We start from the raw sequence: 16914 nt of genomic DNA, 5'->3' as shown, positions 1-16914 counted from the left end.
GCGGCCCGGGTGGGCGACGGCCGGCCCCGCGGCCCGCCGTCGCCCACCCGGGCGCCCGCCCCTGCCCGACGCACGTTCCGCCCGCCTCACACGGTCCGCTTCCCCGCCGTGCGCCCGAATGGAATACCGATGACCGATACCCAGGACCTGCCTGCCGACTGGTCCGCGACCAAGCGCGCCCTGCTCGCCCAGCGCCTGCGCGGTTCCGCCGCGCCCGCCAGAGCGGTCGACCCCCGGCCCGCCGGGACGGTTCCGCCGCTCTCCAGCGGCCAGGAACGGCTCTGGTTCATGGAGCAGTTCGCGCCCGGCAGCACGGCGTACGCGCTGGCGCCGGCCCGGCGGCTGCGCGGCCCCCTCGACCGGGCCGCGCTGGACGCGGCGCTGACCGGGCTGGCGGCCCGGCACGAGGGCCTGCGGATGGCCTTCCCGACCACCGAGGACGGCACCGCCGAGGTGCGCATCGCCGACCCCGCGCCCTTCCCCGCCCGCTTCCTGGACGCCTCCGCCGACCCGGCCCCCGAACGGCGCGCGGCCGACGAGATCGGCGCCCTGGTCACCGAACCCTTCGACCTCGCCGCCGGGCCGCTGCTGCGCGTCCTGCTGGTGCGGATCGCCGAGGAGGACCACGTCCTCGCCCTGGTGATGCACCACATCATCTGCGACGGCTGGTCGATCGACATCCTGAACCGCGAGATCGACGCCCTGTACGCCCAGCACGCGCACGGCACCCTGGCGGAACTCCCCGCCCTCGAGGTCCAGTTCGGTGACTACGCCCGCTGGCAGCGGGACCGGCTGGAGAACGGCCCGCTCGCCGCCTCCCGGGACTACTGGCGGGCCGAACTCGACGGCGTCCCCGCGCTGGAACTGCCCACCGACCGGCCCCGCCCGCCGCTGCTCACCTTCGACGGCGCCGCGCTGGAGTTCCACTGGGGCGAGGAACTGGCCAACGGCGTCCGGGAGTTGTCGCGCGCGTACGGGGCCTCCCCGTACATGGTGCTGATGGCCGCGCTCCAGGTCCTGCTCGGCAGACACTCCGGCCAGCGGGACTTCGCGATCGGCTCGGCCGTGGCCGGCCGGCTCCACCGCGAACTGGAAGGCGTGGTCGGGGCCTTCGTCAACATGCTGCCGATCCGGGCCCGGCTGGACGAGGAGCTGGGCTTCGGACGGCTGGTCGGCCGGGTGCGCGAGACGACGCTGAACGCGTACGCGCACCAGGAGGTGCCGTTCGAGCAGATGGTGGCGGACCTGGAGGTCGAGCGGGACGTCAGCCGCTCGGCGGTCTTCCAGGTGACGTTCGCGTTCCAGAACTACGGCGACCGCGCGGCCGCAGGCGCCGCCCCGGCGCTCGACTCCGAGGGCTTCGGGTACGAGGCCACCACCACCCACGGCGACCTCGCCCTCTACATGCGGGAGAAGAAGGACGGCGGGCTCTACGGCCTCCTCACCTACCGGACCGACCTCTTCGACGACGTCACCGTCCAGCGGCTCGCCGAGCGCTTCGAGCTGCTGGTCACCGCCGCCGTCGCCGACCCCGACCTGCCGGTCTCCCGGCTCCCGCTGCTGACGGCGGGGGAGCGGCGGGACGTGCTGGAGCGGTGGGCCGTCGGCCCGGAGCTGCCGGAGGGCGGTCCGGCGACGCTGACGGCCCTGCTGGCCGGGACGGCGGCGCGGACACCGGCGGCGCCGGCCCTGGTCTTCGAGGACCGGGTGGTGACGTACGGGGAGCTGGAGGCCAGGGCCAACGGGCTGGCCCGGCGGCTGCGGTCGCTGGGGGTGGGCCGGGACGACCGGGTGGCGGTCTGCCTGGAGCAGTCGCCGGAGCTGGCGGTGGCGCTGGTCGCGGTGCTGAAGGCCGGTGGCGGCTATCTGCCCCTGGACCCGGAGCAGCCGCCGGCCCGGCTGGCGCACCTGGTGGCGGACGCGGGTGTGCGGGTGCTGGTCACGGACTCGGTGCTGCGTGAGCGCTTCGGCGACCACTCCGGTGCCCAGGTGCTGACCGACGTCGACGACCTCACCGGCGACGACGGGCCGCTGGCGGAGGTCTCGGGGCCGGACGACCTGGCGTACGTGATCTACACCTCGGGCTCGACCGGGACGCCCAAGGGCGTGGCGGTGCAGCACCGGCAGATCCTGAACTACCTGGCGGGTGTGCGGGAGCGGTTGCGGGTCGAGCCGGACGCCTCCTACGGACTGCTGCAGTCCCTGTCGTTCGACTTCAGCATCACGATGCTCTACCTGGCGCTGTCCACCGGAGGACGGGTGCATCTGCTGCCGCGCCGGATCGCCGGGGTCGAACTCGCCGACGCCGTCGAGACGCTGGGGATCGACTATCTCAAGATGACGCCCTCGCACCTGGCGGCGCTGACGGCGGACGTGCCGGTGGAGCGGCTGCTGCCGCGCCGGGCGCTGGTGCTGGGCGGGGAGGCGTCGTCCTGGGCGTGGGCCGCGGAACTGGCGCAGCCCGGCCGGTGCGCGGTGTTCAACCACTACGGTCCGACCGAGGCGACGGTCGGGATCACCGTGCACGAGGTGGTGGCCGGCGCGGCGGCCGGGCACGGGAGCACGCCGATCGGCACGCCGCTCGCCGGCGCCCGCTGCTACGTCCTCGACCAGGCGCTCCAGCCGGTGCCGCCGGGGGTGACCGGGGAGCTGTTCCTGGGCGGTGACCGGCTGGCGCGCGGGTATCTGGGCCGCCCGGAGCTGACCGGGGAGCGCTTCGTCGACGACCCGTTCGGCCCGCCCGGCGGGCGGATGTACCGCACCGGTGACCTGGCGCGCTGGCGCGCGGACGGCGCGCTGGACTACCTGGGCCGCAGCGACGACCAGATCAAGGTGCGCGGCTACCGGGTCGAGCCCGGGGAGATCGAGGCGGCGCTGACCGAACTGCCCGGCGTCACCCAGGCCGTCGTCCTGGCCCGCGGCGAGGGCGTCAAGCAGAACCTGGTCGCCTACCTGGAGCGGCCCGGCGACCCCGAGCCGCTGGTGCCCGCCGAACTGCGGGCCCGCCTGCTGGACGTGCTGCCGGACTACATGGTCCCGGCCCGGTACGTGTCGCTGGAGGGCTTCCCGCTCCAGGCGCACGGCAAGGTGGACCGCAAGGCGCTGCCCGAACCCGAGGACGGCCCGGTGAGCGGCGCGTTCGTCGAGCCGGACGGCGAGGCCGAGACGCTGATCGCCGCCATGTGGGCCGACCTGCTGGACGTGGAACGGGTCGGCGCGCTGGACGACTTCTTCGAGCTGGGCGGCCACTCCCTGCTCGCCACCCAGGTGGTCGCGCGGCTGAGACGGGCGTTCCCGGAGCTGCCGACACCGGTCGGCGTGATGGACCTCTTCAAGTACCCGACGGTCCGTCAGCTCGCCGCACTGGTGAGCGATCCGCAGGCCGACCGCGGCCCGCGCCGGCTCCTGCACCGCCTCACCCCGGAGCGCCGCCGCACGGCGGGCAGCGTCGTCTGCGCACCGTACGGCGGTGGCAGCGCGCTGATCTACAAGCCGCTGGCGGACGCGCTGCCCGAGGACTGGGCGCTGCACTCGATCGCCGTGCCCGGCCACGAACTGGGCGAGGAGGCGATGGACACCGACGAGGTCGCCGCCCTCTGCGCGCAGGAGATCATCGAGAACGTCGAGGGCAGGGTCGTCCTCTACGGCCACTGCGGCGTCGGCGTGCGGCTGGCGGTGGAGATCGCGCGCCAGGTGGAGGCGGCCGGGCGCGAGATCGAGGCCGTCCACCTGGGCGGGATCTTCCCCTTCGCCCGCCCCCAGGGGCGCGGCGCGGCCGTGGGCGAGTGGTTCGCGGAACTCGCCGACAAGTGGCGCAGCGACCAGGGCATGATCAACGCGCTGGCCGCCGCCGGTCTGGACACCGACGAGGTGGAGGCCGAGCAGCTGCGGCTGATCGTGCGCAACCGCCGGGTCGGGACCAAGGAGGCGGAACGGTACTTCACCCGCCTGTTCGAGAGCGAGGGCGGCACCATCAAGGCGCCCGTCATCGCCGTCTGCGGTGACCGCGACCCGGCGACCGACTTCTACCAGGAGCGGTTCCGCGAGTGGCACCGGATCACCGGCACCACCGCCGTGGTGGTGCTGGACGAGGCCGGGCACTTCTACCTCAAGTACCGCGCGGCCGAGCTGGCCGACATCATCACGACCGTCCACCGCTCCGTCGCCGCCGGCACCGAGGACGCCCACCGCCGCGCCGACGACTCCACCTGGTGGCTGGCCGGCGTCTCGCGGGACGCCGAGGCCCCGGCGCCCGAGGCCGAGACCGAGGCCGAACCGAAGGCCGCGCCGATCCGCCCGACCATGCGGCGCTTCCTCACCGTCGCCTCCGGGCAGCAGGTGTCGATGATCGGCTCGGCGCTCACCGAGTTCGCCCTGCCGATCTGGATCTACCTCAAGACCGGCTCCCTCGCCCAGTTCGGACTGCTGGCCGCCTTCGGCCTGGTCCCCGGCATCCTCGCCGCGCCGATCGCGGGCGCCATCGTGGACCGGGGCGACCGCCGCCGGATCATGCTCTACGGCGACATCGCGGCCGGCGCCACCCAGGCGGTGATGCTCGCGCTCTACCTCTCCGGAGGCCTGGAGGTCTGGCACTCCTACGTCCTGATCGGCGTGCTCTCCACCGCGCTGACCTTCCAACGCCTCGCCTGGGGTTCGGCGGTGCCGCAACTCGTCCCCAAGCGCTTCCTCGGCCGGGCCAACGGCGTGGTCCAGATGGCGTTCGGCTTCGCCCAGTTCCTCGTCCCGCTGTTCGCCGTCGGCCTGCTCTCCGCGATCGGCCTCGGCGGCATCCTCACCCTCGACGTGACCAGCTATGTCGTCGCCACCGGCATCACCCTCGCGGTCCGCTTCCCGGACGTGATGGCCTTCAGCCGGCGGGAGAGCGTGGGCGCCGAGATCCGGGCCGGCTTCCACCGGGCCCTCGGCAGCCGCCACTTCCGGGCGATGCTGTTCTTCTTCGCGGTGCTGAACATCTTCCTCTCGCCGCTGTTCCTGCTCACCACCCCGCTGGTGCTCTCCTTCGCCCCGCTCTCGGCGGCCGGCTGGGTCTCGACGGCGGCCGGCGCCGGCGCCGTGCTCGGCGGCATCACCCTGCTGGTCTGGGGCGGCCCGCGCCACCTGCGGCTGCGCGGCGTGCTCCTCTCCACCCTCGCGCTGGCCGCCGCCTGCCTGGTCACCGGCCTGCACCCGTCGATCCTGGTGGTCGCCCTCGGGGCGTTCGGCATGACGTACGGGCTGGCGCTGGTGAACGGCGTCTACGCGACGATCATCCAGACCAAGGTGCCGCTGCGCTTCCACGGCCGCGTGATCGCCGTCAACACCATGGTCGCCTGGTCCACCCTGCCGGTCGGGTTCGCGCTGGTGGCGCCGTTCGGGCCGAAGCTGCTCCAGCCGCTGATGGACGAGGACGGCGCGCTCGCCTCCACCGTCGGCCAGGTCATCGGTACCGGCGAGGGCCGCGGCATCGGCCTGCTCTACCTGGTGTTCGGCCTGGCCATGGCCGCCCTGGCGCTGATCTGCCTCTGCATCCCGGTGCTCGCCCGGTTCGACCAGGAGGTGCCGGACGCCGAGTCCGACGACCTGGTGGGCCTGGAGGCCGTCCAGGCCCGCGTCCGGCAGACCACCCGGCCCGCCGCCCAGTCCGCCGCCCGGTCCACTCTCCAGCCCACCGTCGAGCCCACCACCCAGCCTGCCGTCCAGCCCGTCGGCCGGTCCGCCGCCGAGCCCGTCGCCATGGCCGCCGCCACCGTCGCGGCCGTGCACCACCCCGAGAACGAGGTCGCCCGATGACCGGCCCTGACCGCAACGGCGCCGACCGCGCGCCGAGCCCCGTCGCCACCCACCCGCTGACGGACGAGCAGCGCCGACTCTGGTTCCTCCAGCAACTCCACCCGGACGACGCCGGGTTCAACATGTACCTCAACCGGCGCTGGACCGGCCCGATCGACCCGGCCGCCCTGCGTACCGCGCTCCACCGGCTGACCACCCGGCACGAGATCCTGCGTACCCGCTTCGCGCTCGACGGTGAGGAGCCCGCCCAACTCGTCCAGCCCCCGGCCGAGATCGACCTCGTCCGGGTCGAACTCCCGGACGGCGCCACCGAGCAGGACTTCACCGAGGCCTGCCGCCCGTTCGTCAACGCGCCGTTCGACCTCGCCGCCCGGCCGCCGCTGCGGGCCGCGCTGATCAGCGCCGGAGAGCGGCAGCACGCCCTCTGCGTGGTCCTGCACCACATCGTCTCCGACGGCTGGTCCTTCCGCACCATGTGGCGCGAGCTGCTCGCCCTCTACCGCGAGGCGATCGGCGAGGCGCCCGCCGGCCTGCCGCCACTCGACCTCCAGTACGGCGACTTCGCCCGCGCCGAACGGGCCCGGGCGGACGGCGGGGCCGCCGAGGAGGCGTTCCGCTACTGGACCGAGCGGCTGGCCGGCACCGGCACCCTGCGGATGCCGCTCGACCACCCCAGGCCCGCCGAACCGGCCCACCCGGCCGGGTTCCTCACCGTGGACCTCGACCCCGCGCTCACCGCCGGACTCGACCGGCTGGCCCGCGAACAGCGCTGCACCCCGTTCATGGTGCTGCTCGCCGCCTACCAGAGCGTGCTGGCCCGCTGGACCGGCAGCCACGACTTCGTCGTCGGCACCCCGCTGGCCGGCCGCAACGAGACCGCGTACGAGCCGCTGCTCGGCTACTTCAGCAGGACCGCGGTGATCCGCGCCGATCTCACCGGCGAGCCGGACTTCCGGACCGTCCTGCGCCGCGTCCGCTCCGCCACGCTCGCCGCGCTCGGCCACCAGGACGTGCCCGTCGAGCGGGTCGCGGCCCACCTCGGCCTGCCCGCCGAGGCCGGCGCCGGGCCGCTCTACCAGGCCGTCTTCGTCCACCAGAGCCAGTACGAACTGGCCGACGGCAGCGGCGAGCCGTCGCTGCCCGCCGGCGTCCGCACGGCGAGCATGGACTCGGGCTTCGAGCAGGCCAAGACCGATCTGCTGCTGGACAGCTGGCGCACCGCCGACGGCGGGATGGCGCTCTCCTTCTGCTTCGACCGGGAGGTCTTCGAACGCGACACCGTCGAGGCGCTCGGCCGGCGCTGCCGCACCCTGTTGTCGCGGGTCGTCGGCGATCCGGAACTCCCGCTGCACGGCGACTGGCTGATCGGTTCGGAGGAGCGTGCCACCCTGCTCGCCCTCGGCGCCGGGCCCACCGTGCCGGCGGCGCCCGAGGCACCCGACGCGGCCCGGCCGGTGCTGACGCGGTTCGCCGAGCAGGTCGCGGCCCGGCCCTCGGCGCCCGCCCTGGAGTGCGAGGGAGAGCACCTTACGTACGCCGAACTCGACCACCGCTCCACCGTGCTGGCCGGCCTGCTCGGACCGGTGGCCGGCCGGGCGGTGGCGGTCCGGATGGCGCCCTCCTTCGACTTGGTCACCGCGCTGCTGGCGATCTGGAAGGCCGGCGCCGGCTACCTCCCGCTCGACCCCGCCCACCCCGAGGAGCGGCAGCGCCTGATGCTCCACGAGGCGGACGCCGCCCTCCTCCTCACCACCGGCGGACCGCGGCCGGACCTGGGCGTGCCGACCCTCGCGCCGCCCGCCGACTGGACCGCCCACGGGACCGCCGGGCCGCCCGCGCCGTTCGCCCCGTCCGACCCGGCCGGCCTCGCCTACGTCCTCTACACCTCGGGCTCCACCGGCACCCCCAAGGGCGTCGCCGTCGAACACGCCGCGCTCGCCGCCCGCGTCGACTGGATGGCGGGCCCGGACGGCTACGCGCTCCAACCCGCCGACCGGATCGTCCAGTTCGCTTCCATCGGCTTCGACACCCACGCCGAGGAACTCTGGCCCGCCCTCTCCGCCGGCGCCTGCGTCGTGCTGCTCCCCGGCGGCGGCCGGACCCTGCCCGACCTGCTGCGCGGCCCCCAGGGCGCCTCCGTCACCGTGCTCGACCTGCCCACCGCCTACTGGCAGGAGCTGGTCTCGCTCGACGACCAGGCACCCTGGCCGGCCGCCCTGCGCCTGCTGGTGCTCGGCGGCTCCGAGGCCCGCGCCGACACCGTCGCCCGCTGGCGCGACCGGCACGGCGACACCGTCCGGCTGGTCAACACCTACGGCCCCACCGAGGCCACCGTCATCGTCACCGCCGCCGAACTCGGCGCACCCGACGAGACCCGCCGGCCCCCGCTCGGCCGCCCGCTGCCCGGCGTCCGCCTTTACGTGCTCGACGAGCGCGGCGCCCTGCTCCCGGCCGGCTCCGAGGGCGAGCTGTACATCGCCGGCACCGGCCTCGCCCGCGGCTACCTGAACCGGCCCGAGCTGACCGCGGCCTCGTTCCCGCCGGACCGCTACGCCCCCGACCCGGCGCCCGGCGCCCGCATGTACCGCACCGGCGACCGGGCCCGCTGGCGGGCCGACGGGCAGCTGGAGTACCTCGGCCGCGCCGACGACCAGCTGAAGATCCGCGGCTACCGGATCGAACCCGCCGAGATCGAGGCCGCCCTGACCGCCCACCCGGCGGTCGCCCGCGCCGCCGTCGTGGTCCGCGACGGGCGCCGGCTGCTCGGCTACGCCGTCCCCCGCCCGGGTGCCGCGCTCCGGCCCGCCGAACTGCGCGAGCACCTCGCCCTGCGGCTGCCCGCCTACATGGTCCCCGACACCGTCGTCCCGCTCGACCGGCTGCCGCTGACCGCCAACGGCAAACTCGACACCGCCGCACTGCCCGAGCCCGACCCGGCCGCCGGGACGGGCCGCGAGTACCTGGCACCGCGCACCGACGCCGAGCAACTGGTCACCGAGCTGTGGCAGGAGGTGCTCGGGGTGCCCAGGGTAGGCGTGCTGGACGACTTCTTCGAACTCGGCGGCGACTCGCTGCTGGTCACCCGGGTCGCCGCCCGCATCCGGGCCGGGGTCGGCCTGGACGTGCCGATCCGCGACGTCTTCGAGAGCCCCGTCGCGGCGGCCCTCGCCGCCCGGATCGAGGCCCTGCTGATCGCCGAGATCGACGCCCTCACCGAGGCCGAGGCGGCCGGCCGGCTCGCCGGGTAGCCGGCCCGGCGTACTGCGGCCCGGCCCCTCGGTACCGGGGGGCCGGGCCGAAGTTTCACGACCAGACTCAATCCACCTCGGGCGACGGCGAGTTGGAGGCGGTGGCCGGCGGGAAGGAGTAGACGTTCCCCGGTGAGACGATCTTCGTGATCGCCTGCCCGAACAGGGTCGACGGCTCCTCGCCCTGGTACGAGATGTCGGTGTTCAGCAGGACCACCAGCGTGGCCTGCGCCTGCGGCAGATACACCGTCAGGCTCTGGTACCCCGGCAGCGAGCCGTTGTGCCCGATCCACCCGTGGTTGGAGAACACGCCCAGGCCGTACCCGATGTCCGCCGACGAGGTCGGCAGCGACTTCAGCCGCTCGGCCTGCGTCGCCGGGCTCAGCAGCGAACCGGTGGCCAACTCCTTCGCCCAGGCCTGCAGATCGGACAGGTCGGAGATGACCGCCCCCGCCGCCCACGCCCAGGACGGGTTCCAGTCCGTGGCGTCCGTGACCGACCCGTCCGGCGTCTGGTTGGTGTAGCCGCGCGCGTGCGGCTGCGGGAACGACGCGTCCGTCGGGAACACCGTCCGGTTCAGCCCGGCCGGGTCGAACACCTGCTGCTTCAGGTAGTCGCCGAGCGACTGCCCGCTGAGCTTCTCCACCACCAGGCCGAGCAGCACCGTATTGGTGTTGGAGTACTCGAACCGCGCGCCCGGCGCGAAGTTCGCCGGGTGCTTGAAGCTGTACGCCAGCAACTGCTGTGGCGTGAAGACCCGGTTCGGATCGCCGATCACGGCCTGCGTGAAGTCCGGGTCCGAGGTGTACGGGAAGAGGCCGCTGCGCATCCCGGCCAGCTGCCGCAGGGTGATGGCGTCCCCGTTCGGCACGTCCGGGACGTACGCGGAGACCGGGTCGTCCAGCCCCGCCTTGCCCGCGTCCACCAGCCGCAGCAGGCCGGTCACCGTGAACGTCTTGGTCACACTGCCGATCCGCATGTTCAGCCCGGTGACCATCGGCGTGCCCGCGACCTTGTCGGAGACCCCGAAGGCCCGCTGATAGCTGCCGCCGGGGGTGGTGAGACCGACGATCACACCGGGCACGGACGCCTGGCTGAGCACCTGCTTGACCGCGTCGTCCAGTTTCGCGGTGACGTCGGGGGTGAGCGCCACCACGCCGCCGCCCGACGCGGAGGCCGAACCGGACGGGCCGGCGCTGCCGGACGGGCTGGCAGAACCGGACGGGCTCGCCGAACCCGTGGCACTGGGGGAGCCGGTGGCACCGGGAGAGCCCGTGCCACCGGGGGAACCGCTGCCGGGGGAACCGGGGGAGCCGGCGGGGTACGACACCGACGGGCTCACCGCCGTCGGACTCGGCGCCGTCGGGCTGACCGCCGCCGGAACGGCCGTCACCACCGGCCCGCCCGGGGCGGCCGCCTGCGGGTCACCGGAGCAGCCGGCACCCGCCAGCAGCCCGGTCAGGGCCAGCGCGGCGGCGGTCACCCGCCCGCCGGGGCGGGGAGCGGCGGAGTGCGGCCGTCGTTTCTTCGTCGTCATGTTCGAGGCGCCTCTCTGGCCGGACGGCCCCGGAGCGGCGCTCCACGAGGCCGTGGGGGAGCGATCGCCACCGTATGCGCGCCACGACCGCCCCGCGCGGCGGCCGCCGACCCGCTGGCCCGAACGGACCCACCGCTCAGCCGAGTGCCCCAACCCCGCTGGCGCCCCGCGCCGTTCTCCCCCAGAGTCCCCTGTCCCACCCCCGGGCGGGCCCCGCCGCACCCCGCCCGGACCGCCGGTCAGCAGCCCGCCGCCGAGGCCAGCGCCGCCTCGAACTCCCCGGCCAGCTCCGCGATCGCCGCCGCCGGGAACGCGTACTCGTTGTACCGCAGCCAGCACCGCAGGCTCCCGTCCGGCTGCTCGGCCGCCATCAGCTCCGGCACGTGCAGGTCCCCGCCGGGCAGCGGCCACGGCACCGTCGTGTTGCGCGGCAGCTCCCACTCCTCGCACGCCACCCCCGGCAGCTGCGCCGGCGCGTTCCAGCTCTCGTACCGCAGCCAGGCGGCGAACGGGGCCCGCGGGCTGAACTCGGCGAACGGGTACAGCTGGTGGTCCAGCGCGCCCGTCGAGGCCGCCCGCACCCGGTCCAGCAGCTCGGCGAAACCGGGGGAACCGCTCGCGTCCACCCGCACCAGCAGCGACTGCACGAAGCACCCCACCGCCCGCTCGGCCTCCGGCCGCGGCCGCCCCGGCACCGGCGTCATCAGCACCAGGTCCGGCTGCCCGCTGCGCGCCGCCAGCAGCCCGCTCCACACCGCCGCCACCGCCAGGAACGGCGTCGCGCCCAGCTCCGCCGCCCGCGCCCGCAGCGCCTCCGCCCGGTCGGCCGGCACCGTGAACCGGTGCGCGTCACTGAGCACCGTCTCGGTCACCCGACGGCCCGGGAACGGGTCGATCGCCTCCGGCGCCCCCGCCAGCGTCCGCCCGAAGTACGCCCGCGAGACCGGCCAGTGCCCGTTCGACCACTCCACCAGCTCGCGGTACGCCGGGCCCGGCCGGGGCGCCGGCACCGGACGGCCCCGCCGCAGCGCCGAGTACAGCACACCCAGCTCGCGCAGCAGCACCCCCACCGACCAGCCGTCGGCGACGATGTGGTGCACCGCGAGGAGCACGATGTGCTCCTCCGGTCCCCGGCTCACCACCGCCAGCCGGGTCATCGCCCCCTCGGCCAGGTCCGTCAGCCGGTCCCGCTCGGCGATCAGCCGCGCCGAGACCTGCTCGTCGCTCTCCCCGGGCGCCTCCACCAGCAGCACGTCCGCCCGCGGCTCCTCGTCCACCACCGTCCGCACCACGCCCTCCCCGGCGTCCGGCACCGGCACGAACCGGGTACGCAGCGCCGGATGCCGCCGGACCGCCTCGCGCAGCGCCTCGGCCAGCACATCCGTCCGCAGCGCCTCCGTCACCCGGAACACCACGGCCACCGAGCCGACGTTGCGGCCCTGCGCCTCGGCCATCCAGCGCAGGAAGTTCTCCTGCTGCGCGGTGAGCGGCACCTCGTGGGGCCGCGCCCGCAGCGCGCGCAGGAACGGTGACACCTCGGTGTGCTCCCGTACCGGCTCCACCGGTCCGGCCGCCCCCGCCTCGCCGAGCCAGGCGGCCTGGGCCCGCAGCGAGGGCCGCTCGAAGACCAGCGCCGTGCCGGCCGTCACGCCGAACTCGGCGGAGATCGCGGCGGCCAGCTGCACCGCCCGGAAGGAGTCGCCGCCGAGCGCGAAGAACTCCTCCTCGACCGCGCGCACCGGCCGCCCCAGCACCCGCCGCCAGAGCGCGGCCAGCGCCACCTCCCGGTCCGTCGCGGGCGCGGTTCCGGCGCCGTCGTCCGCCGCGGGCTCCGTGAACCGGGCCCGCAGCTCGTGCTTCACCACCTTGCCGCTGGGGTTGCGCGGCAGCCCGTCCGTCACCAGGATCCGCACCGGCAGCTCGGGCCGGGCCAGCCGGGCCCCCAGGAAGAGCCGCAGCGCGTCCACGTCCAGCCCGCCCGCCGCCGGTACCACGGCGGCCACCGGCACACTGCCCATCACCGGGTGCGGTACGCCCAGCGCCGCCGCGTCCGCGACCTGAGGGTGCTCGTGCAGCGCCTCCTCGATCCGCAGCGTGGAGACCTTCAGCGCACCCGACTTGATGATGTCGCTCTCCCGGTCCACCAGGTACAGGAAACCGTCCTGGTCCAGCCGGCCGAGATCGCCCATCCGCACCCAGCCGTCCCGGAAGACCGCCTCCGACCGCTCGGCCGCGCCCACGTACCCGCGCGGCGGTCCTGGCTGGCGCAGCCAGATCTCCCCGGTGCCGCCCGGTGGCACCGGCTCGCCGTCGGCGCCGAGGACGCGCAGGTCGGCCGGATCGGCCGGGCGGCCCACCGAGCCGGGCCTGCGGGTGTCGACGATGGCCGAGATCTGGGCGGGCGAGGCCTCGGCGGAGGTGTAGGTGTTGACCAGGGTGGCCTTCGGCAGCGCGGCGGCCAGCCCGGCGGCCACCGCCCCCGGCAGCGCCGCGGCAGAACAGCTGACCAGCAGCACGCCGCCCAGGTCGCGCCGCCCGGCGACACCCGAGTTCAGCAGCTCCACGGCCATCGACGGAACCAGGAAGACGGTGCCCGCCCGGTACTCCTCCACCACCCGTCCGAACTCCTCCGCGTCGAAGCGGGGCAGGCAGATCGTGGCCGGCTGCGCGGTGAGCGCGTTCACCAGCACCACCTGGGCGGCGTTGGTCCCGATCGGAAAGGCGTGCACCGCGAACCGGGAGTGGGCGTACGGGCGCGGCCGCGGGTCGGCCACCAGCCCGGCGGTGAGGCTGGCGTGCGCGGCACGCACGCCCTTGGGCGCGCCGGTCGTGCCGGAGGTGCCGATCACCTGGGCGACGTCCCCGGGCGCCGGCCGGTGCGGCGGCTCCCCGCCGGGACCACCGGCGGCCGTCAGCGCGTCCAGCCGGAACGAGGCGAGCCCGGCGGCGGCGCCGCGGCCCTCCCCGGGCGAGTCGCCGGATATCGCCCAGCGCGCCCCGGCGGCCGCGACCAGCCGGTCGGTGTCGCCCTGCGACAGGTCCTCGCGGATCACCAGCGCCGCCGCCCCGGCGTAGTGGGCGGCCAGGAACGCGACGGCGTACCCGTCCCACTCCCGGTTGGCGAACAGCAGGGCGATCCGGTCGCCCGGCCGCACCCCGGCCCGGGCCAGCCCGTGTGCCGTCCGTACCGCCCGCTCCCGCCACCGCCCGTAGGTGAGGGAGCCGCCGCCCGGCACCAGCAGGGCCACCCGCTCGGGATGCCGGGCTGCCCGGTGGTCCAGCAGATCGGGGAGGGTGAGCGGCGGGTGCGCGGTGCGGGCGGTGCTCTGGGCGTTGATGACGACTCCCGGGATGGCCGGCTGCGGGGCGGTGCGACCGCGGGCCTCCCGGGTCGCCGACTGGTCCAGACCGTAGCGGAGCCGTGAAGCCGTGCGCTACACCTCACTACACATCGTCAAGGATCTTCACGGCCAAGGAAGTTCGCCCCCGGACGGTTCCGGGCGCCCGCCGCCCACTCGTCGCTCGCCCATTGGGCGCTCCCTTGGGCGCGCCGTCGGGCGCTCCGCCGAACGGGTGCCGCCCGGCACGCCGCACCGCCCACCGGGCCGGGCTCGGGCACGATCGTTTAGCCCAGCTGTGGCGGCCCTTAAGAATTCCTCGATGGACCGCACCCCCTCCCACCAGGCAGATTGCTCCATGCCCGGTGCGACGGAGGCAGGAGCAGCCACCCCGCCGGGCCCCGCCGGCCTGCCCACACCAGGCCGCCCCCTCGTGCGTCAGGAGCCGCCGCAGTGAAGGCACTCGTCAAGCAGAAGGCCGAGCCCGGGCTCTGGCTGATGGACGTACCCACGCCTGCCATCGGCCCCGGCGAGGTGCTGATCAAGGTGCTGCGCACCGGCATCTGCGGCACCGATCTGCACATCCGCAACTGGGACGGCTGGGCGCAGCAGACCATCACCACCCCGCTCGTCCTCGGCCACGAGTTCGTCGGCGAGGTCGCCGAGGTCGGCGCGGCCGTCGCGGACATCGCCGTCGGCGACCTGGTCAGCGGCGAGGGCCACCTGGTCTGCGGCAAGTGCCGCAACTGCCTGGCCGGCCGCCGCCACCTGTGCCGCAACACCGTCGGCCTGGGCGTCGGCCGGGACGGCGCGTTCGCCGAGTACGTCGCCCTGCCCGCCGCCAACGTCTGGGTGCACCGGGTGCCGGTGGACCTCGACGTCGCCGCGATCTTCGACCCGTTCGGCAACGCCGTGCACACCGCGCTGACGTTCCCGCTGGTCGGCGAGGACGTGCTGATCACCGGCGCGGGCCCGATCGGCATCATGGCCGCCGCCGTTGCCAAGCACGCCGGCGCCCGCAATGTGATGATCACCGACGTCTCCCCGTACCGCCTCGACCTCGCCCGCAAGGTCGGCGTCACGCTGGCGCTGAACGTCGCCGAGCACACCATCGAGGAGGGCCAGCGGCAGCTCGGCCTGCGCGAGGGCTTCGACGTCGGCCTGGAGATGTCCGGCCGCCCCGAGGCGATGCAGTCGATGATCGCCAACATGACGCACGGCGGGAAGATCGCCATGCTCGGCCTGCCCGCCGAGCAGTTCCCGGTGGACTGGGCCTCGATCGTCACCTCGATGATCACCATCAAGGGCATCTACGGCCGCGAGATGTTCGAGACCTGGTACGCGATGTCCGTCCTGCTGGAGGGCGGCCTCGACCTCAACCCCGTGATCACCGGCCGGTACGCCGCCACCGACTTCGAAGCCGCCTTCGACGACGCCGCCGGCGGCCGCTGCGGCAAGGTCATCCTCGACTGGACCGTCTGACACTCTGTAGGGAGACACCGTGTTCGACAACGTGCGCGACGACCTGGCCGCCACCCTCGACGAGATCCGCGAGGCCGGCCTCTTCAAGCCCGAGCGGGTGATCGGCAGCCCGCAGAGCGCCGCCGTCACCGTCACCACCGGCGGGCGCCCCGGGGAGGTGCTCAACTTCTGCGCCAACAACTACCTCGGCCTGGCCGACCACCCCGAGGTGATCGGCGCTGCCAAGGAGGCGCTGGACCGCTGGGGCTACGGCATGGCCTCGGTGCGCTTCATCTGCGGCACCCAGGACGTCCACAAGGAGCTGGAGGACCGCCTCTCGGCCTTCCTCGGCCAGGAGGACACCATCCTGTACTCCTCCTGCTTCGACGCCAACGGCGGCGTCTTCGAGACCCTGCTCGACGAACGGGACGCCGTCATCTCCGACGCGCTCAACCACGCGAGCATCATCGACGGCATCCGCCTCTGCAAGGCCCGCCGCCACCGCTACGCCAACCGCGACCTGGCCGACCTCGAACAGCAGCTCAAGGAGACCGCCGACGCCCGGCGCCGGCTGATCGTCACCGACGGCGTCTTCTCGATGGACGGCTACGTCGCCCCGCTGCGCGAGATCTGCGACCTGGCCGAGCGCTACGACGCCATGGTCATGGTGGACGACTCGCACGCCGTCGGCTTCGTCGGCCCCAACGGGCGCGGCACCCCCGAGCTGCACGGCGTGCTGGACCGCGTCGACATCATCACCGGCACCCTCGGCAAGGCCCTCGGCGGTGCCTCCGGCGGCTACGTCGCCGCCCGCCGGGAGATCGTCGCCCTGCTGCGCCAGCGTTCGCGGCCGTACCTGTTCTCGAACTCGCTCGCCCCGGTGATCGCCGCCGCCTCGCTGAAGGTGCTCGACCTGGTCGAGCGTTCGACGGAGCTGCGCGAGCAGCTGGCCGCCAACACGGCGCTGTTCCGGTCCAGGATGACCGAGGCCGGCTTCGAGATCCTGCCCGGCGACCACCCGATCGCCCCGGTGATGATCGGCGACGCCGCCAGGGCCGGCCGGCTCGCCGAGCTGCTGCTGGAGCGCGGCGTGTACGTGATCGGGTTCTCGTTCCCGGTCGTCCCGCACGGCCAGGCCCGGATCCGGGTGCAGCTGTCCGCCGCCCACTCCACCGAGGACGTCGAGCGCGCCGTCGCCGCCTTCATCGACGCCCGGGCGGCCCTGGGGGAGTAGCCCCCTGGGGCGGCTCCGCTCGGCTCGGCTTGGCGCCCGGGCGCCCCTCGCCGGGTGCGCCCCACCGGACCGCCCGTGGCCCGTCCGCTCGGAACCGGACGTGCCACGGGCCCCAAGCCGCCGTGCGGCGGAGGCTGGACCAGCCCGCCTCCGCCGCACGGCACACCAGACCACCTGCCCCACCCTCCTGCCCCGGAGTGAGAAGTCGGCCCCGCCGCCATATGACACCCGGGGGGGGGGGGCCCGGCCCCCAGGCGCAAATTGGCCCGGGTAGGCGGCCCACGGCGGCGGGGCCCGGGGGGGCGG

General features: G+C 74.7%; 6 protein-coding genes. 4 read left to right on the top strand and 2 right to left on the bottom strand.

Going from position 1 to position 16914, the window contains the following annotated elements; translation table 11 throughout:
* Positions 1-129 precede the first annotated feature (129 nt).
* Together ACIP82_RS26270 and ACIP82_RS26265 are read left to right on the top strand one after the other, a co-directional pair.
* Positions 130-5790, top strand: a complete 5661-nt coding sequence (locus ACIP82_RS26270; RefSeq protein ID WP_400656748.1) for an amino acid adenylation domain-containing protein — start codon at positions 130-132, stop codon at positions 5788-5790.
* Positions 5787-9038 (top strand): amino acid adenylation domain-containing protein, encoded by a 3252-nt coding sequence (locus ACIP82_RS26265; RefSeq protein ID WP_400656746.1) that lies wholly within the window; start codon positions 5787-5789, stop codon positions 9036-9038. The genes ACIP82_RS26270 and ACIP82_RS26265 overlap by 4 nt, the downstream gene beginning before the upstream one ends.
* A 67-nt stretch (positions 9039-9105) precedes the next feature.
* Here ACIP82_RS26265 and ACIP82_RS26260 read toward each other — a convergent pair whose 3' ends face one another.
* Both ACIP82_RS26260 and ACIP82_RS26255 read right to left on the bottom strand, forming a co-directional pair.
* Positions 9106-10575, bottom strand: a complete 1470-nt coding sequence (locus ACIP82_RS26260; protein WP_400656744.1) for a serine hydrolase domain-containing protein — start codon at positions 10573-10575, stop codon at positions 9106-9108.
* Positions 10576-10814: 239 nt separating this feature from the next.
* A complete protein-coding gene (locus ACIP82_RS26255; protein WP_400656941.1) occupies positions 10815-13856 on the bottom strand; it encodes an AMP-binding protein in 3042 nt (1013 codons plus the stop codon).
* A gap of 510 nt (positions 13857-14366) precedes the next feature.
* Between ACIP82_RS26255 and tdh the strand changes: the two genes are divergently transcribed.
* A complete protein-coding gene (gene tdh, locus ACIP82_RS26250) occupies positions 14367-15395 on the top strand; it encodes an L-threonine 3-dehydrogenase (protein WP_363611518.1) in 1029 nt (342 codons plus the stop codon).
* Between the two features lie 19 nt (positions 15396-15414).
* Positions 15415-16608 (top strand): glycine C-acetyltransferase, encoded by a 1194-nt coding sequence (locus ACIP82_RS26245; RefSeq protein ID WP_363611520.1) that lies wholly within the window; start codon positions 15415-15417, stop codon positions 16606-16608.
* Positions 16609-16914: the final 306 nt, after the last annotated feature.

Source organism: Kitasatospora sp. NPDC088548 (genome assembly GCF_044753005.1).
In the GTDB taxonomy this organism is placed as follows: Bacteria; Actinomycetota; Actinomycetes; order Streptomycetales; family Streptomycetaceae; genus Kitasatospora.
Note: the sequence above shows the minus strand (reverse complement) of the source record. Positions and strands in the feature narration are given on the sequence as shown.